General features: G+C 61.2%; 16 protein-coding genes. 10 read left to right on the forward strand and 6 right to left on the reverse strand.

Annotated elements, in window-relative coordinates; all coding sequences use genetic code 11:
• From G481_RS0117575 to G481_RS0117590, 3 genes are all read left to right on the forward strand, one after another.
• Window positions 1-299 (forward strand): integrase core domain-containing protein (locus G481_RS0117575; protein ID WP_035026630.1); only part of this gene is annotated, 299 nt, incomplete at its 5' end.
• Between the two features lie 129 nt (window positions 300-428).
• Entirely contained in the window at window positions 429-692 is a 264-nt protein-coding gene (locus G481_RS24435) for a hypothetical protein (protein WP_245595000.1), read from the forward strand.
• Between the two features lie 511 nt (window positions 693-1,203).
• On the forward strand, window positions 1,204-2,964 hold the full coding sequence (locus G481_RS0117590) for a recombinase family protein (RefSeq protein ID WP_028031171.1): 1,761 nt from the start codon (window positions 1,204-1,206) through the stop codon (window positions 2,962-2,964).
• A 215-nt stretch (window positions 2,965-3,179) separates the two neighbouring features.
• On the opposite strand, the gene G481_RS25650 is transcribed toward G481_RS0117590, so the two are convergent.
• From G481_RS25650 to G481_RS0117605, 4 genes are all read right to left on the reverse strand, one after another.
• Window positions 3,180-3,962: a 2OG-Fe(II) oxygenase family protein gene (locus G481_RS25650; protein WP_161630542.1), complete on the reverse strand. Its 783-nt coding sequence runs from the start codon at window positions 3,960-3,962 to the stop codon at window positions 3,180-3,182.
• A gap of 212 nt (window positions 3,963-4,174) precedes the next feature.
• Window positions 4,175-5,287 carry a radical SAM protein gene (locus G481_RS0117595; protein WP_084451084.1) on the reverse strand — a complete coding sequence of 371 codons (1,113 nt, stop codon included), beginning with the start codon at window positions 5,285-5,287 and terminating at the stop codon, window positions 4,175-4,177.
• Between the two features lie 8 nt (window positions 5,288-5,295).
• Window positions 5,296-5,466, reverse strand: a complete 171-nt coding sequence (locus G481_RS26075; RefSeq protein WP_154664670.1) for a hypothetical protein — start codon at window positions 5,464-5,466, stop codon at window positions 5,296-5,298.
• A gap of 139 nt (window positions 5,467-5,605) precedes the next feature.
• On the reverse strand, window positions 5,606-7,045 hold the full coding sequence (locus tag G481_RS0117605; RefSeq protein ID WP_028031173.1) for a DUF6880 family protein: 1,440 nt from the start codon (window positions 7,043-7,045) through the stop codon (window positions 5,606-5,608).
• A 216-nt stretch (window positions 7,046-7,261) separates the two neighbouring features.
• On the opposite strand from G481_RS0117605, the gene G481_RS0117610 reads away from it, so the two are divergent.
• The 7 genes from G481_RS0117610 to G481_RS0117640 all read left to right on the forward strand — a co-directional run bounded on the left by G481_RS0117610 (window position 7,262) and on the right by G481_RS0117640 (window position 15,962).
• Complete coding sequence (locus G481_RS0117610) at window positions 7,262-8,416, forward strand: tyrosine-type recombinase/integrase (protein WP_028031174.1); 1,155 nt, start codon at window positions 7,262-7,264, stop codon at window positions 8,414-8,416.
• A 121-nt stretch (window positions 8,417-8,537) separates the two neighbouring features.
• Window positions 8,538-9,425: a BrxR family helix-turn-helix transcriptional regulator gene (locus G481_RS0117615; protein ID WP_035026634.1), complete on the forward strand. Its 888-nt coding sequence runs from the start codon at window positions 8,538-8,540 to the stop codon at window positions 9,423-9,425.
• On the forward strand, window positions 9,422-9,880 hold the full coding sequence (brxF, locus tag G481_RS0117620; protein WP_028031176.1) for a BREX-3 system P-loop-containing protein BrxF: 459 nt from the start codon (window positions 9,422-9,424) through the stop codon (window positions 9,878-9,880). The genes G481_RS0117615 and brxF overlap by 4 nt, the downstream gene beginning before the upstream one ends.
• Before the next feature lie 12 nt (window positions 9,881-9,892).
• Window positions 9,893-10,387, forward strand: a complete 495-nt coding sequence (locus tag G481_RS0117625; RefSeq protein ID WP_028031177.1) for a DUF6079 family protein — start codon at window positions 9,893-9,895, stop codon at window positions 10,385-10,387.
• Window positions 10,388-10,439: 52 nt separating this feature from the next.
• Window positions 10,440-13,253 (forward strand): DEAD/DEAH box helicase, encoded by a 2,814-nt coding sequence (locus G481_RS0117630; protein ID WP_028031178.1) that lies wholly within the window; start codon window positions 10,440-10,442, stop codon window positions 13,251-13,253.
• Entirely contained in the window at window positions 13,250-15,253 is a 2,004-nt protein-coding gene (gene pglZ / locus G481_RS0117635; RefSeq protein ID WP_028031179.1) for a BREX-3 system phosphatase PglZ, read from the forward strand. The genes G481_RS0117630 and pglZ overlap by 4 nt, the downstream gene beginning before the upstream one ends.
• Window positions 15,243-15,962, forward strand: coding sequence for a hypothetical protein (locus G481_RS0117640; protein ID WP_028031180.1), 720 nt, complete (start codon window positions 15,243-15,245; stop codon window positions 15,960-15,962). The genes pglZ and G481_RS0117640 overlap by 11 nt, the downstream gene beginning before the upstream one ends.
• Window positions 15,963-16,245: 283 nt before the next feature.
• On the opposite strand, the gene G481_RS0117645 is transcribed toward G481_RS0117640, so the two are convergent.
• A complete protein-coding gene (locus G481_RS0117645; protein ID WP_028031181.1) occupies window positions 16,246-18,168 on the reverse strand; it encodes a DUF2793 domain-containing protein in 1,923 nt (640 codons plus the stop codon).
• A gap of 11 nt (window positions 18,169-18,179) precedes the next feature.
• Window positions 18,180-18,845: GTA baseplate fiber-binding domain-containing protein (locus tag G481_RS26285; protein ID WP_035026632.1), on the reverse strand; the 666-nt coding region annotated here is incomplete at its 5' end.

Raw genomic sequence — 18,845 nt, forward strand, 5'->3', positions numbered from 1 at the left:
AATACCTGTCGATCAAATACACTGAACGGCTGGCCGAAGCCGAAATCGACCTTTCAGCAGGCACCGTCGGTGACGCCTACGACAATGCGCTGGCCGAATGCGTGATTGGCCTGTTCAAGACCGAAGTCATCAACCAGATCGGCCCTTGGAAATCGATGCGCGAAGTCGAATGGGAAACCCTGAAGTGGGTCGATTGGTATAACAACCGTCGCCTGCTCGGACCCATCGGATACATCCCGCCCGCAGAAGCAGAGGAGGCGTTCTATGCAAACCTGAACACACTCGATATGGTCGCCTAGTCATTGAACAAACCACCCTCCGGTAAACCCGGGGCGGTTCACAAATGGCAGCCACGCTCGCCAAGGCAAAGGCGATGATCTGCATCCGCAACACGATGCTGGAGAACCTGCACGAGGGGGAAGGTTCCGATGACAAGAACCGGGGATTTCTCCGATGTCGTCGTCCTTGATACCGAGGGCAATCGCATCTCCTGGACGGAGGTGTCGCGGTTCGACGATAACGAGATGCGTGACCTGATGCGGCAGGTGGTCAACCGCCTCTATACTTTCCAGCTTCGCCTCGTCGAGCCGGAGTTCCAGGCGTTCGTCGACCACTGGCTCGGCGCGACACGCAAATGGGACGATCCGAAGCATGACGACGCGCTTTACGGCGGGCACGACCACCAACAATAGTTGGTCTCCGGCAAGGCTGTCTTTTCGGTCCGTATTGCAACCGACGCCTCGTCGGCGGTAGATTGGCATCAGGACATGGCTGGAACGTCTTGCTGTGCGAGCAGATGTTCAAATCCCTTGGCGAGCCGCACATTCGCACAGCATCGCGCCAGTATTTGCGCGACGCCATGCTGCTCAGGACTACGCCAATGCCCGATCCTGCCCTCCATTCCTGCCCGAACCCCGCCGGGCGCTTCTCTGTAACCGTTCGGAATTGCTGCGTAATCTACACGCAGGTATTTCAGGAAGCGGGACGAGGATGGCTCGGCAGCGGCAAACCACAGCCACGAGGCTTCGACTGGTCACCCAGACCAGCGATGATGCCGTGGCGCGCGTGGCTGAGGCCCAGGAACCGGACCCCCGCCTCGTCGATCTTGTCCGCCAACTCGCCCGGCAAGCTGCGCGCGATTTCGTCCAACAGGAGACGGCCCGGCTGCCGCGTGACCGCCTCCCCGAGTGAGGAGGCCCGCGCATGAGAGTCGCGCTCTACGCCCGCTATTCGTCCGACAATCAACGCGACGCCTCGATCACGGATCAGCTTCGCATGTGCCGCCTGCGCACCGAGAAGGAAGGCTGGACGGTGGTCGAAGAATATACCGACCACGCCATCTCCGGCTCCAGCATGATCCTGCGCTCCGGCATCCAGGCGCTGATTTCGGATTCCGGGCGCGGCCGCTTCGACATGATCATGGCCGAAGCGATGGACCGCCTGTCGCGGGATCAGGAAGACATTGCCGGCATCTTCAAGCGCATGACCTATGCCGACGTGAAGATGTTCACCCTGTCCGAGGGAGAGATCACCCATCTGCATGTCGGGCTTAAGGGCACGATGAACGCCCTCTTCCTGAAAGACCTGGCCGACAAGACCCGCCGCGGCCTGCGCGGTCGGGTCGAGGACGGCAAGTCGGGCGGCGGCCTCTGCTACGGCTACGACGTGGTGAAGAAGTTCGATGACCGCGGTGAAGCCGTACGAGGCGACCGGACCATCAACGAGGCCGAAGCCGGGATCGTGCGCCGCATTTACGCCGATTATCTCGACGGCCAGTCGTCGCGCGCGATTGCCATGGCATTGAACCGGGAAGGAATCGCGGGTCCCCAAGCCAAGGAATGGGGGCCATCGACCATCCACGGCAATCCGAAACGGGGCACCGGTATCCTGAACAACGAGCTCTATATCGGCAAGCTCGTCTGGAACCGGCTGCGCTACATCAAGGATCCCGACACCGGCCGGCGCGTCTCCCGCCTGAACCCGGGAAGCGAATGGGTGACGCAGGAGGTTCCCGAACTGCGGATCATTCCCGATGATGTCTGGGCGGCCGTGAAGAAGCGCCAGAACCGGCTCGCCTATGAACCCAAAGCCGAGACGACCACCAACTTCATGAACGACCGGCGGCGCCCGAAGCATCTCTTCGCGGGGCTGGTCAAATGCGGCTGCTGCGGGGGCGGCTATTCGATGATCTCGAAGGACCTGCTTGGCTGCGCGACTTCGCGCAACAAGGGCACCTGCGACAACCGGCTCAACATTCGCCGCGATGCGCTGGAGGCCTCGATCCTCAACGGGCTGCGCAAGCATCTGATGGACCCGGCGCTGTTCAAGGAGTTCTGCGCCGAGTTCACCAGGGAAGTGAACCGACTGCGCATCGAGCGGGGCGCCGATCTGGAGGGTTGGAAGCGGGAACTGGAGCGCATCGACAAGGAACTGGACAAGATCGTCGACGCGATCGTGCAAGGTTTCCCGTTGTCGAAGCTGAAGGACAAGTCCGAGAAGCTGGAGGCCCGCAAGGCTGAACTGACGGAGAAGCTGGCCACTGCGGACGAACCGCCGCCCCTGCTGCATCCCAACATGGCGGCGCTCTATGCGCAGCGGATCGGCCAGCTCTACGAACACCTGCAAGACGAGGACGGTCGCGCCCGCGCCGCCGAGACCTTCCGGTCACTGGTCGACCAGGTCACACTGGTGCCCGACAACGGCGAACTGGCGATTGTCCTGCGCGGCGACCTCGGTGCGATCCTGCGGTTTACGGCCGGAAAGAAAGACCCCGACTTCCTTGCGGAGGCCGAGGCTTTGGACAACCTGCTATCGCAGGGATCGTTGGTTGCGGGAGGGCGCAACAGACGATCTCTGCGGAATGGGGGTAAGAATGCAAAAACCTCCGCGCGGGAAGCTACGGAGGTTTCGCAAGTATCGTTGGTTGCGGGGGCAGGATTTGAACCTGCGGCCTTCAGGTTATGAGTCGTTTCGAACAAACCATGAACAATCACGCAGGATCACGAGTTGTTGCGCGGTTTCCGCCAGTTGCGATCCGGGGCCGCAAGAGCGGCCTGCGCGCGGATTGTCAGGATTGCGCAGCGTTTTTCGGCCGCGTGCTTCCACAATGCTTCCAACGGGCAACTAACAGATTCTCAGGAAGCAGCAGTTCAATCCAAAAGAGCGGCGCAGCCATCGGCTTACGCTGACATTGGCTCGGAAAAGATCGTTGCCGCGATAGCCGTACCACGGTCTACAGCGTGACTAAGCCGATGACTGCCGTTAACCAGCACATACTCCCCTGTTACTTTCCGCACCAAAGCAATGGGAGGGATTCTTTCCAGCTCTGCAATCTTGGCCAGCCGCTCTGCATCTGATCCTCGCGGCTGTTGCCCACGCTCATCCACATTGCGTGATCCAGGCCTGCTGTAAGACAAGCCCTGAGGCGCATTCAGAAGCGCACCGCCCACGAAGTCATCGAATTCGTCTTTCCCTGAGAAAGCATGACGAGTGTATGGAGCATCGAATGCTCGCAGATCCAAGCCCATCACCTCAGCGTTATATTGGGCTTCACTGACGTCCGACTTGAACGGGAAAGGGTACCAACGAAGCCAAACGTCATTCTTGTACGGCGCTTGAGAACGCTTGAAGGTAAAGATTAGGCTATACCGTGCAGCCTCAGACTTAACTGGGGTAACAGCGTGAAAGGATCTCTCCGAGATTCCGAATAGGAAACCGTTGTTGCGCGATGGAAGCCAAGCGCCTTCGACGTCTCGCATGCTGCCACTCCGAAGAGTCAGCAGAATGCCGCCTTGCTCGATCGACCAGTGTTCGTTCAACGTGACTGTAAGCCGAAACTCCTCATCAAAATCATTCTCGTCTGTATGAGCCGCAATATAGTCTCCCTCGATCATCTTGTGAGCTGCAATATCAAAGTCTGCAGAAATTGATGCCCCGAAGAAATCCCCTACCGAATCTGCCATCTCTTTTCGGGCCGTGCGATCAAAGATCTTTTTAAAGGCGTGGTGGCCAGAAACGTTTCGCTCTCTTTGCCGATAAAACTCCCTTCGGGCCTCGTGCCAATCTAGCTCTCTTACAGACCTACTCAGCCCTTCATAGACTCGCTCCGGAAATACCCGAGACATTGCAGAACCAAATGCCCCACCTTCGGGCAGAGTGACGAGGTATGGACAAATCATGTCAGGGCCCTCTCAAAAACACCAAAAACCTGCTTATAGTCTGAGCAATAAACAGAGGGGTTGCGATACGATTCACCGTCCCATCGATGCTGCATGTAGCCGCCACCGCACTTGTCAAAATGCCGGCAGTTCTCACACTCTTGCGCGACATCATCTCTTGTCCGCAGGAAGTCCCTCAACTCTGGAGAGCATAGAGCTGCATCAATCCCAGCGCGAGAGATCTTGAAGCCGCCGGCGAAATCGGCCCCGCTCCGATTGATCCTCAGAGTATCCACCAACTTGATCTCTCCATTGGTGTCGACAGTGAGATCTACACGAACTTTGCTAGATGAGGGGCGAGGCAGTCCTTGTTTCTCAAGAAGCAGTCTCTCGATGATGTCGTCCAGCATCCTTACTCCGAAAGGACGGCGCTCCTTGCAATACAGAGCCGAAAACTCAAGCACCCATTTAGCCGCCTGACACGCGTCAAGGCTATCCATCATGGGTGGAAGAGACTGGCGATCGCCATCCGGAAGCAGAAGGTCATACTGGGGCGCACCAGCCCAGTGCATGAACTCCAATATGCGGTCGGGCGAGTTCTTCAGGTCGACGACCATCAATATCGCATCGAGCACTTGGGCGTCACGAGCGCGCTCGATTGTCTCTCTGATCCTCCGGAACCTACTGGCTCCGCGTCTATCGACCCGGTGACGGTCATTCTCTTCCTGAAAGCCATCGACCGATAGAGAGAACGACAGCGAAGACCTGTGTTTCTTGAGGATCGCTTCAAGATTCGAGTTGTATATCGTCCCGTTCGACTGGATCGTCATGCGTGCTCGCGGTGCCTGCTCGTTAATCCTCGTGACCAGGGAGTCAAAAGCCGCCAAACCGAACAGGAGTGGCTCGCCGCCGTGAAATGCTACGAGGGGCGCACCTTCCTGCTGGGCGCACAGGAAAGTAACTGCGTCAATCAGCCCCTCAACAACCGCGTCCGGCATGCGAAACGGCATGCTCTCCCAAGAACGGTCCTGTCCATGATAGATATAGCAATAGTCACAGTCGAGATTGCATCGGGATGCAATCTTAACGATCAGACTATCTATTTCGATCTCTTCCGAGCCCAATGGCACTTAGCTTATTAACCGGTGCTCTTGTCATAATGGCGATCGTAGCTGCCCTTAGGGCCACCACCACGATTGTAGGCTGTGAACAGCTTCGGATCGCCATATTTTTCAAGGCTCTCCGTCATGTCTTGCTCCGCCTTCTCAAGAAACTCCGTCGAGATCTTCAATTCAAAGTCTTCGGACATCGGCTTCTTCTCCTCTGCTCCGCGCCCACACTTCCAGTACAGTGGCACCACGGCAGCAAGGTCGCCAAAGACAAGGGGCCGGTCAAGCCTCTTTCTTTGCCGCGCGCGCCACGAATTGCCAGCAGCCTCTGGACCACCATCATCCGTCCATCCGCGACCAGAAGCCGGTCTTCTTGCCATGCTCGGCCTTCAGGCGCGCGGCATAGGCAGGGTGCGGCTCGACCGGTCCGAAGTCCTCGATCCGTCCGGCCAGGTCGGCACAGGTTGCCAAGTGCTGGGCAGCATAGCCATAGCGCTTCTGCCTCCCTTGGATCAGCGTGAAATCGATCATCGCCCGAAGTGCCACCGTCGCGGCCAGCGGATGCTTCTCGGCCAATGTCTCGGCCGCCGGGGCGAGGAATTCGTAGTGATCGCCATCGACATCGACCTGCCGGTCGATCAGCAATCGCGCGGCGTGGCCAAGCGATGGCCAATTCAGAAAGAAGGCCAGGGCTGTAAGCGGGTCGGGATGAGCAGCGGCATGCGCCATCGCGCGTTCCTCGGCCTCGATGTCGTCGAAATCCGGCAGCCGCTTCAGATAGGCCCGCAAGTGCTCGCCCGACAGGTCGCGTTCGAAGCACGCCCAGCGAAAGTCCTGCGCTTCGTCCTTCCGGTCCAGTGCCTCCAGTACCGCAAGGCGCGCGTCCTGCCACTCGGGCGGGATCCAGCGCGCATCTTTCACCTCGGCCCGCTCGATGAAGCCGAGCGCGTCCCCTGCCCTGCCCGCCGCCAGCAAGCGCTGCGCGATCTCGGCCGCGATCTTCGGCACCTTGCGGGTCTTTGGGTCGTACTGGGCGATGAAGCCATCGACGTCGCCTTGGACGTCGGCGATGTCCTTCAGCGCCATCTCGACCGTGCTTTGCCGCGCACGTTCGTCCATCTCGTGGGCATAGCGCGTGCCGCCGCTGCCCCAGCCGACGGCCTGCCACTCGCTCTTTGGCGGCACCGGCACGGGCGTGCGGCCGACTTCCTCGACCAGTGTCTTCAGATGCGCGACGCCCTCCGGGCCCAGCGCCGGGGCGATGATGGCGATCAGCCCGTCATACTGACCAAAGCCGTTGTCCTGCAGCGCGTCGAGAACCTGCCGCGCCAGCGCCTCGGGCGCAGCGCCCGCCGCCTTGGCCACTTCGCCCAGATCAGCGCAGGCCTGGTGGAAGATGTCGATGACGGTGCCGCTGCTGTCATCGCAGCGTTCGAACACGGGCGTGGCCAGCCCCATGAACCGCCACAAGAGCGCCAGCGCCTCACGAGGATCATGCGGGGCGATCTGTTCCATTATCGCGCTGCTCTGGGTCTGAAGATCCTTCACCAACGGCTTGCGGTTCTGCCAGTTCACGAAGGTCCGCGCCTTTGCGATGCTGCTCAGCCGCTTGGTGATCTCCCGCGCCGCTTCCCTCGGGCCTTCCGCTCCGGCGAGCGCCAGCCGCAGCTTGCGCTTGGCAGCGGCATCGCCGGTGCTGATCTCGATCAGCAGCTGCGCCAGACGCTCAGTGCCCAGCGCTTCCAGGTTCTTTGCATTGAGGGTGGATTTCGACGCCATCGGGATTCCGTTTCTTTTCGCGGACCATAACAGCGCGACTGAGCGACCGGAACCTGCGTTCTGATTCGTGCAGACCATCCTTTCCGCTCACGACTGCGATTCAGCCATAGCGCAGTTTTACGCGGAATTTCCTTTTTCAACGCAATATCAATGTGTTCGTTGACTAGCCCGACGCGTTGCGCACTGTGGAACCCAGACAATCCGGAAGCCACTCCCATGCCCAAACTGACCAAGCGCATCGTCGACGCCGCCGAGACCCAAGCCGCCGAATACTTCGTCTGGGACAGCGACATCCCCGGCTTCGGACTGCGGGTGCTGCCAAGCGGGCGAAAAGGCTACGTCGTGCAATACCGCGCGGGCCGCCGGTCGCGGCGGATCAGCCTCGGGCCCAGCACCGTGCTGACCTGCGAACAGGCACGCACCCGGGCCATCACCATCGTGGCTGCGGCGCGCAACGGGCAGGACCCTGCGGCCGAACGCGACGCGGGGCGCAGGGCGATCACGATCAAGGAACTGGCCGAGCGGTTCGACAAGGAACACATCGCCATCCGTGTGAAGGCCAGCACGGGAAAAGAGTATCGCCGGAACCTGCAGCGCTTCATCCTGCCCGCCCTCGGGCAGTTGACGGTCACGGGGATCACGCGAGCGGATGTCGCCAAGTTCCACCACGACCTGCGCCACATCCCCTACCAGGCCAACCGCTGCCTCGAGGTGATCTCGAAGATGTTCAGCCTGTCCGAGATGTGGGGCCTGCGACCGGACGGGACCAACCCGCGCAAGCACATCCGGAAATATCCCGAGGAGAAGCGGGAGCGTTTCCTCAGTGCGGCCGAACTGCGCCGGATCGGCGAGGTGCTGCGCGAGATGGAGGCCGAAGGGGTGGAACTGCCCTCGGCCATCCTCGCCGCGCGCCTGCTGATCCTGACCGGATGCCGCTTGAACGAGATCATGTGCTTGAAGTGGGCGTATGTCGATCTCGACGTCCCTGCCCTGCGCCTGCCGGATTCCAAGACAGGGGCGAAGGTCGTCCACGTCGGCCAGCCAGTGGTGGACCTGCTGCGGGGCGCCCAGCGCGTCGAAGGCAACCCGTGGGTGATCACCGGCACGCTGCCCGGCAAGCCTTTGAGCGATCTGCAACCCTTCTGGCAGCGCGTCCGCGCCCGTGCAGGGGTCAAGGACGTCCGCATCCACGACCTGCGCCACACCTTCGCGTCCACGGCTGTGGCGTCAGGTCAGGGACTGCCGATGATCGGCAAGCTTCTCGGCCACACGCAGGTCCAGACTACGGCGCGATACGCCCATCTCGCGGCGGAACCAGTGAGGATGGCGGCTGACGCCGTCGCGCAGAACCTGCGGCAATCCTTGGGATAATTGCGCGCCAGCCCTTCCCTTTTCGATTGATCCCCAAGCATCGCGCGGCTACGGTCGAAGAAAGCCCATAAATTGGGCGCGCATAATTTCCATGCGCATCGACCGATGGCGGGAGAGCGTGGTGAGCAACGACAGATCGGAACTTCGTTGGGGGGTCGAGCAAAGGCTCGAGTTCATCGAGTTCCGCCTGTTCTGGGAGGGGCATGTGAACCGCAGCGATGTGATGACGCAGTTCGGGCTGTCGGTGAACCAGGCGTCATCTGACCTGAGCCGCTACATCGGCCTCGCCCCTCACAACATGGACTACGACCGCAGCCTGCGGACCTATGTGCGCCAGCCTGGCTTCAAGCCGGTGTTCGACAAGCTCGATGCTGGTCGATACCTGGCCCAGCTGCGGTCGGTCGCCGACGGCATCCTCGATCAGGACGATTGCTGGATCGCAGGTCTGCCCGCTTACGATGCCGCTCCCACCCCGGCGCGTGGCGTCGATCCTGCAACCCTTCGGTCCGTGGTCGACGCGATCCGCCGATCCGAGGCGATCGAAGTGGAGTATCAGTCCCTGTCCAACCCGGAGCCGAGGTGGCGCTGGATCGCGCCACATGCCATCGCCTTCGACGGCTTCCGCTGGCACGCCCGTGCGTTCTGCGTGACCGACGAGGTGTTCAAGGATTTCCTGCTGTCCCGGATCCTCGACATCCGCGCATCGCGCGCGTCCGACGTTCTGGCCGAGAGCGATCAGGACTGGCACACCTTTGCAACGCTGGCAATCGGCCCCCACCCTGCCTTGTCCGATACGCAAGCCAAGGTGATCGCGCTCGACTACGGCATGAAGGGTGGCAAGGCTGAGATCAGGGTTCGACGGGCGTTGCTCTACTATGCGCTTAGGCGGCTAGGGCTCGACACGGACCCGGATGCCAGACGGCCGCAAGATCAGCAAATTGTCCTGTTGAATGCATCCCAGATATCGTCAAGCACGCTTCCGCCCAATGAAATTGGGAGGAGCGCGTGATCGACGAACTCGAACGTAAGATCGCCGATACGGCGCTCTTGAACAGCAAGCTGATACTGCTGATCGGTCCGCCCCGAAGTGGTAAAACAGCGCTCCTTGGCCAGCTTTCGGATCGCATGAAGGTGCCAGTCTTAAACGCTGGCCTTGCCCTCGGACGGGACTTGTTGGCACTTCCACGGACGCGCCGACACCTTCAGGTATCAGAACTGTTCAAGTCTTTGGCGGACGCAGCAGCCGGTCATGGTCTGCTCTTGGTCGACAACATTGAGCTCCTGTTTGACAGAGCACTCCGGGTCAGCCCGCTCGATGTCTTGAAGGCTCAGGCCCGTGTCCGGCCGGTGGTTGCGGCTTGGCCTGGCGAGCTGCGCGAGAACCGCCTGTCCTACGCTGTGTCGGGCCATCCAGAACATCAGGATCATAGCCCCGACGGCACGATCCTATTTGAAGTACATTGAGAGGAAACGGGTATGCCCATGCATTATGGCGATCTCATTCAGTTCGAGCAGATCGAGTCTGTCATTCAGCTTCTCGATGCCAACCGGCCTGAAGAAGCCAAGAAGCTGGTTTCGACCTACGTCATTTCCGACGACATGGCCGAACGCATTGCGAACCAGATGATCCCGCAGCTTTCGTTTGACGAGAGCGTGGATCACAAAGGGGTACTGGTCGTCGGCAACTACGGGACCGGTAAGTCTCACCTGATGTCTGTGCTGTCGCTCGTGGCAGAAGATGCAGCTTTCCTGCAAATGATCCGGCACCCGAAGGTGGCCGAAGCGGCCAGCGCGATTGCGGGCAAGTTCAAGGTGCACCGGATCGAGGTTTCCAGCCAAATGTCCCTCAGGGACATCATCACCCAGCAGTTGGAATTGTTCCTTGAAAAGCAGGGGGTGGGCGAACAAGGACTACCAGACCATCGTCTCCATCGCCAACAAGGTGCCCGAGGACGCCCTGCAGGAAGATGAAAAGCTGCTCTTCTGGTACGACAGCGCCCTGACGCGGACAGGGGGCTGATCCGTGGCGGATGGTGGGGTCAGCTTTGGCGTCGGTGAATGGTGCTGGCATGCGCGCCATGCTGCACCCTGCCGCGTCGTGGACCGTGAGACGGTTTGGGGCGAAACGGCCTATCGCGTCTGGCTGCCCGGCAAGGATGCCGTCGTCCGCGCCCGGGCACGCGATCTAGGTCCGCTCGACGCTATCCAGCCGTCGGTTGACCAGATCCTTCACACGGCAGCCTCTGCAAAGCTGTTGGACGCGCTGGAGGACAACCTGCTCCTCGCGCCGATCCAGTCGAGCGTGGTGCCGCTGCCGCATCAGCTCTATGCGCTGAACCGCGCCATGAGCCGTGACAGGATCCGCTACCTGCTCGCGGATGAAGTTGGCCTTGGCAAAACCATCGAGGCCGGTCTGATCTTGCGCGAGCTGAAGCTGCGCGGCATGGCGCGCAGGATTCTGGTGGTCGCGCCCAAGGGGCTGGTTCGACAGTGGCAGGCCGAAATGCGCCTGCACTTCGGGGAGCAGTTCACTTTCGTCGAACCAGCGGAGCTGTCCGCCTTTCGGCAGTGGCGGAACGATGAGGAAAACCTCTGGCGCGTGCATGACCAGGTGATCTGTTCGCTGGATTCCGTGAAGCCCATGGAAGGCCGGCGCGGGTGGAGCGTCGAACAGCTGCAGACCTACAACCGTGAACGGTTCGAAGATCTGATCTCCGCATCATGGGACCTAGTGATCATCGATGAAGCTCACCGGATGGGTGGCAGCACCGACCAGGTTGCGCGGTACAAGTTGGGTGCGGCCTTGGCCGAGGCAGCGCCGTATCTCCTTCTCCTCTCAGCGACGCCCCATCAAGGCAAGACAGATCAGTTTCACCGGCTGATGCAACTGCTGGATCGGGACACGTTTCCGGATGTTTCGAGTATCGCGGCCGACCGTGTTCGTCCCTTTGTGGTCAGGACAGAAAAGCGGGCAGCTATCGACGCGGAGGGGAAACCCCTCTTCAAGCCGCGGATGACCCGGCTGCAGCCCGTCGCCTGGCTGGATCGCCATTCGGCGCAACAGGGGCTGTACGAAGCCGTCACAGAGTACGTTCGCCACGGCTACAATCAGGCGATGGCGGCGAAGCAGCGCCATATCGGCTTCCTGATGATCCTGATGCAGCGCCTGGTGACATCGAGCACAGCGGCGATCCGCACGACGCTTGAAAAGCGATTGCTCGCGCTCGACGACGATCATGCACAGATGAAGCTTTTCCCCGCCGAGCGTGCAGAGGACTGGCACGAACTTTCCGGCGAAGATCAGATCGATTTGGCGGTCGCGTTTGAAGCGCTCGCTGATGAACGCAAAGACGTCGAAGCGCTGCTGTTCCTCGCGCGGGAGACTGAAGCCCAAGGGACAGATGCCAAAGCGGAGGCCTTGCTGGAACTGATCTACAAGATCCAGCAGGAAGAAAATGATCCTGAGCTGAAGGTCCTCGTCTTCACCGAGTTTGTCCCGACACAGGCAATGCTCGCCGAGTTCTTGGAAAGCCGCGGCTTCTCTGTCGTCACATTGAACGGAAGTATGGATCTCGAGGCGCGGTCGCGGACCCAGAAATCGTTCTCACAGGACGCCCGCATCTTGGTTTCTACGGATGCAGGAGGCGAAGGCCTTAACCTCCAATTCTGCCATGTGATAGTGAACTTCGACATGCCGTGGAACCCCATGCGGGTCGAGCAGCGGATCGGCCGTGTTGACCGGATCGGACAGCCGTTTGTCGTGCGTGCCATCAACTTCGTTCTCGAAGACACTGTCGAGTTCCGTGTTCGGGAGGTTCTCGAGGCGAAGCTTGCCGTCATCGCTGAAGAGTTTGGCGTCGACAAAGCGGCCGACGTCATGGACTCGGTCGAGGCAGAACCGCTGTTCGATGAGCTTTTCGTCAATGGCTTGCAGAACCCGGATGCAATCGAAGCTGACTGCGAAACGGTAGTGTCCCAACTCAGAACGGCCATTGCCGAGCATAGCCAGAGCAGTCAGCTTCTCTCCGGTGGACATGAGCTTGATGCGTCCGATGCTCGGAAATGGCGCGACCATCCTGCCCAGTTCTGGCTTGAACGAGCCATAACGTCAGGCCTGCCGAGTCGCGGCGGCCAAGCCACGAAAGAAGGTGATGCCTGGCGCGTCCGCTGGTCAGGAGACGGTGAGGCAAGTACTGTCTGCTTCGACGCAAGGACAGCAGAGGGGCGCCCTGACCTGGAGTGGCTCACGCTCGAAGATCCCAGGACCCGCGCCTTGATTGCAGATTTGCCTCGATGCGTTGCGGGACAGAATATGCCCTCCGTCCGAATCTTGGGGCTTCCTGAAACCGTCAAAGGCGTGTGGTCACTCTGGGAAATCACGCTGTCGGCAGATGACTTTAGCCGCCGTCGCTTCCTACCAGTCTTCATCAGCAATGAAGGTCGGGCGTTCCAACCGACCGCGAAACGAATTTGGGATCTGCTTCTCACCGAGCGCGTGGAGACAATCGGCCTGACGAATGCCGCCATCGGCGCCGAGCTGTTTGGCAAATCCAAGGACGCCGCCGTCGTTCAAGGCGAACGTATGTTTACCGAACTGGTCGAAGAGCACACGACCCGGCTACAGGAAGAGCGGGACCGTGCAACCTACGCCTATGAAGCGCGCAAGCAGGCGATCGGGCGGGTTGGACTTGCGACGGTGCGCGACTATCGCAGGAAGCGCCTTCAAGCCGAACATGATGCACGACTTGCGCAGCTCGATGCTGCTGAAGCCTTCGTTCCGGATCTGCACTGTGTTCTCGTCTTGCGTGTTGGCCATCAGGCGGATGCAAGCACGTGACACCCTGGACGCAACGGATACTTCAGGCCTTCCCAGAGGACCTCTCATCGTTCTGGATCGCAAGCGATCCAGACAACCTCCTGCTGGATGAGCGCATCCTTCGGGTCTTGCGCGATCGCGGCTTTGAGGTGATCCCGTTCGAGGACTCGATCGCATTTCGAGTTGAATACGAAGAACGCTACCGTTCCGCTTGGGATAGTGGCTGTGCGGGAACCTGCAAAGCGCTCGTCCTTCAATACTCCGGAACGGACCTGAACATTCTGCCTTGGGATTATCTTCACCGTGCGCGAAAGGTGGATTTGAGCCTTGCCGATCTGATGCCCAAGCTGAACTCCACTGTCATCCGACAGATCGATAGCGCCCATCTCGAAACGCTCTTTGTCGCGCACAACAGCTTTGCTTCCCAAGTTCTCGGCGAGAGCCTGACGAAGGAATTTCTTCTGACTCACCTGTTCGAGATCAGCCCACATCTCCTGCGGAAGCCGGAAACCTTCTGGCGCGAGGCATTTGGGTTGCTTTATCGGGGCGTCGTGTTGCCTCCCATTCTCGCCCAGCATGTCGCCAAAATCTTGTCAGACACGGCCGTGGGGCATTTGCCCGTAGAGGACCTACTGTCATCGAAGAGCACCATGGTCCGCACTGTCCAATCGGCATGGAGCCGCTTTCTGGAAGCGCAAGGCGTTGAGATCTATCATCCTGATCGTGATCCAAGGACAGAAGCCATCAACAGCGTCGAGATCCCCTTCGATCATGCAGACATCCGCGTCATCGTTGATACGTTGTTCCTTGAAGGCGCATTGCAGCCTGTGAATGTGCGCAGTACCCCAACGGCCTTGCCCGACTGGATCAAGCTTGGCGCAATTCAAAGCTCGATCAACCTGCGCGACTTGGTTGGCAGTGGAATCGAGTCCGTCGCGGCGAAGCTTCCGACGTCGGAGGCCACGCACCGCGATTGGATCGACGCCGCAAAGCGGCTGGCTGAGACCATCTACCGTTTCCATGAACTGCCAAGTGAAGACGCGGCGGTTCTTCGGCCCGCCATGCGTAAGCTGCAACTCGAGGCGGACACCAGGCTGCGAGAATGGGTGCAAAAGCGGTTTCAGGATCTGCCATCGTTGCCTGTCGCCAAGGCGCCAGTCATGGTTCATCACATCCCGCGTTACCTGTCGACGCGCCGGAACGCCGGCGAGGCAAGGATCGCTCTCTTGGTCTTCGACGGGATGGCGCTCGATCAATGGGTGCAAATTCGCGAGTACTTGAGCTCTCGCGCTCCAGATATCACTACAGATGAGAACGGCTGCTTCGCATGGCTCCCGAGCCTCACTTCCGTTTCCCGACAGGCGCTGTTTTCGGGGTTGAGGCCGCGTGAGTTCCCGGCATCACTCGAAACCACTGCTCAGGAAGCTTCACTCTGGAGCCGCTTCTGGTTGGAAAACGGTCTGCGTGGCGGAGAAGTCTATTACCGCAAAGCAATCAAGCGGACCGAACAATTGTCGGAGCTTGACGCGGCTGTTTCAACCCCGTCGATCAAGGTCGCCGGTATCGTCGTCGATATGATCGATGAACTGGTCCACGGCGCCATGCTCGGAAAACGGGGACTTTCAAGCCAGATCCGGGAGTGGTGCGAAACCGGCTTCGTTGAGCAACTGCTGAACCTACTAATCGCCAAGGGTTTCCATGTCTATGTGACCGCCGATCACGGGAACGTCGATGCCGATGGCATCGGGCGAATCAATCAAGGCGTGATCAGTGAAGTGAAAGGGGAACGGGTGCGCACGTATCGCAATGAGACGTTGGCATCGACCGTTCCAATAGATACTGACGCCTTTCCGTTCCGAGGCCCAGGTCTGCCGTTGGATTTCCTTCCACTCTATGCGAATGGGCGCGGGGCTTTTGTCCCCGTTGGCCAACAGGTTGTTGCTCATGGGGGAATGTCGGTCGAGGAGCTGATCGTTCCTTTCGTGAAGGTCGGAATGAAGAAAGAACATAATGCAGCCTAAAGCTCCTCAGATTGGATTTGACCGCTTTATCCGCCTTGATTGGGCCGCAACCGCTTTACGGGTGCGGTCGGGTGCCGCGGACATCGGCGAGCTTGATCAGATCCTCACTGGGGCTCATGCCGGACCAGAAGCAAAAAAGAAGACAAGGACAGTCCTGAATCGTCTCTGGCTAGAGCCGCGCGAAGATCTCACCGGCCTGGCGGATCGGGGCGTCAATACCTTTCGGAAGCTGACGGAGCCGCAGGTCGCAGCTCTTACCTGGGGTATGGCGTTGGCCGTCTACCCCTTCTTCGCGAAGGTCGCTGAAATCGTGGGAAGGCTGACGTCCCTCCAAGGCGATTGCACCACGGCGGAAGTCCACAGGAGGATGGCCGAGATCTATGGTGAGCGCGAAGGCACTCGCCGCATGACAAATATGGTCCTGCAGTCGCAGGTTGACTGGTCACTGCTCAGCAAGAGTGACAACGGCAAGACGCTGACCCGGAAGCCCCCGATGGCTGTCCAAAGCCCTGAGACTGTTCAATGGCTTGCAGAAGCTCTCCTCGTGAGTGTCGGTCGCCCCCTAGGTCTTGACGGACTTTCCGGTCACCCAACGATGTTCCCGTTTTCTCTCGGTGAAAATCTTGGCTACGTGCTCTCGTTGTCTGAGAACCTTGATGTGCGGGCGGACGGTGCAGGAGCCCGCATGATCAGTTTAAAGGTTGGCTAAGAAAGAAGCGAGCCTCGCGCCGCTTTCCCGCGCCCAGTTAGAATTGCAGCAGGCAGCATCGCGACGTCGCACCATCAAAGGCCATAGGTGCACAATTGTGCCCATTTCCGGGCGCGACAGCGGATGGGGCGACGTGCCACCATCAGGGAGCAGCGACTCGCTGCTGTTCATTGACAGTGTGAATCCACAAAACAGGCCGGGACATGCGCCGCGGTCGAGGCGTCTGGCGTTTCCTGCGGGCCCATGGCCCGGCCTGGTCTTGCTCAAAGCAGCCTTCGCGCGCTCAGTAATCCGTCTCGACATAAACCCCGGCGCAGTCGTATGCGACGGCGGCGGCTGTTGCCCCGGTGTTCAGGTACAGCCGGGGCGTCAGGAACTGCGTCGCGGCGGGCAGGTCGGCGGTGATCTCCTGCTCGAACACCGCGCCGGAAACCTCGTCGACCACACGGACCCAGACGGAACTGCCGTTCGGCGGGGCGGCGATGAACAGGGTCAGTGCGCCGCCCGTGGCGATGGCGAAGGACGCGCCCATGTCGGTCAGGGTCGGTGCGCCTGTGCCGTCATTCGCGACCAGTTGCCAGCGAGTGTGCGTCCCGCGCTGGAAACCGATGCCGATGCAGTTCACCGCGGCGGCAAGCGTTAGGGTGGTGGCAAGCGCGGCCGTCGATCCGTAGAGGCCGAAGAAGCCCATGCCGGTCGCCTGCAGCGTCGTCAGCGAAATCCGCGTCACGAAGGTCCAGCCGCCGAGGCCCGCCGCGTTGCCGCGCCAGCAGGCCCAGCCTGCGGAACGCTGGTCGGCGACCGAGTCCACGACCGCCGCGGAAGTCAGACGCCAGCGCCGCATCGAGGCGGCAAGGTTGGTGGCCGCCAGCGTCGGGTGCGACACGGTGCCGACCGAGGTGATCGGCATCCCTTCGGTGGTGATCGTCGTCGTGACCGAAGGTGACCACGTGGCGATCCGGTTCACCCCGAAATGCGGCTGCAAAGGGAAATCCCGGCCCGAGGGACGCATCACGTCGATCCATGGCGCCCCGGCGCGGTTGCGGGCGTAGACGGCGGCCTTGCCTGCGGGCGGCGGTGACGGCGCTGCCGCCAGCCCCGGCAGGACCGTCGGCTGCGGCAGTTCCACCTGGCCGCTGGTCCGGTCGATCCTGATGGCGTCGTAGAAGGCCGAGCCATCCGGGCTGACCTTGAAGCTGAAATCGTCATTGCCCAAAAGGCCGATCAGCGCGCGCGCAGAGAAGCCGGTCTTGAACGCAAAGGCCGCGTCGTTCCCCGCGGCCGCCTTGTTCACCGTGGCCTCGATCCCCGCCCCGGCGTTGTTCAGCAGCACGGCGGGCGAGTTCACCGACAGCCGGTTGAAGCTATCGGCCGCCGCCCCGCCGAGGCCCAAGAGCTGCGCGGTCAGGTTCGCCTGCGGCATGCCGACCTGAGTGACGGCATTAGCGAAGGTGACCGTCGGTGTGTTGATGACGGTCGTGCCCCCGGCCCCTGCCGTGGCCGAACCGATGTTGACGACCGTCGTGGATCCGGACGCGCCGCCGGTCCCGATGTTTACCGTCTTGGTGACGCCGGTCGTCGTGGCGCCGGTACCCACGCCGTAGGTCGCGGTCGTCGTCGCCGTGCCGATCGAGGCGCTGGCGCCCGACACCGTTAACGTCCCAGACGCCGTCAGCGTCCCAGAAAACGTCTTGTTCCCGGAGAAGGTCTGCGTGCCCGCAAGGATCGCCAGCTCCGACGAGGTGTTCGGCAGCGTAAAGCTGCGCGTCGTCCCCGCGCTGATCCCTGCCAGCGAGAAGGTCGCCTTCTTCGTCGGATCCGCATCGTTCACCAGGCTGAACACCGCATCCGACACGTCGCGCGGCTCGCCCACCACCTCCCAGGCGCTGCCGATCCAGACGAGGAACAGCCCCTCGGCCGCGACCCACACCAGCCAGCCGGTTCTTGGCACGAGGCGGATCCACGCGCCGTCGACCCAGAAGGCGATGTTCAGATCCCACCCGGACCAGAGGCCGGTCGCGCCGGAGGCCACCAAGTGGCGGTTGCCGTCGGACGGGCTGGCGGGTGGTGCGGTGCGCGTGCGGTCGAGGACCGAGAGCTGCACCATTGCGTCGAGCAGGCGCAACGCCTCGTTGTGGGTAACATGCTTCTGCGCCTGTGCCGCCAAGAGGTACGGCAGGCCCAGATGGGTCGTGGTGTCGGACATGCGGGTTCCTGTCAGAACTGGAGGGTCACGGTCGCAGGCGTGCCGCGGCCGAGGCGGTTCGAAAGCTGGAAGATGCGGATCGCCAGCGTCTGGCCGGGCCCGAGCGGTGCGCCCCAATCGGCGTTCTGCTGGGCGGCGGTGTAGAGGACAGAGGTCGTGATGCTGGACAGTGTCCGCTTGACGGCCGAGCCATCGAGGATCTGGACGTCGTAGCTTTCCAGCTCCTCGGCCAGCGGCACCTCGACCTGTTCCCATGCGTCGGCCACAAGCGCCCGGGACCGCCGCGTCCAACGGATAGTCAGATCGCCCGGGCTGCGTGCCGTGCGCCACGGCTGTTCGACGTGGACCGGCGCGAACGGGACAAGGCCGCGCCCGGTCGGGGTGAAGCCCAGCGCAGCATAGCTCGCGTCGCTGACGGTGCGCGCGGCCGGACCCACCCGCCAGTTCCACGGCAGGCCAAGGTCGGCTTCGGCGATGGGCAAATAGGCCAGCGTCGCATCTAGCACGACCACCCGTGTCCCGGCCGGGGCCGGGTTGCCCATCGCGTATTCCGTTCCGCGCTGGCCACGCAGCAGACGGGTCAGGCGGTAGCGGCCGGGGGCGATCAATTCGGCCGCGCCCGCCTGGACGATTTCCCAAAGGCCCGCCGCTGTCTCGACGGCTACCGCATTGGCTCC

This window comes from Gemmobacter nectariphilus DSM 15620, assembly GCF_000429765.1.
Lineage (GTDB): Bacteria > Pseudomonadota > Alphaproteobacteria > Rhodobacterales > Rhodobacteraceae > Wagnerdoeblera > Wagnerdoeblera nectariphila.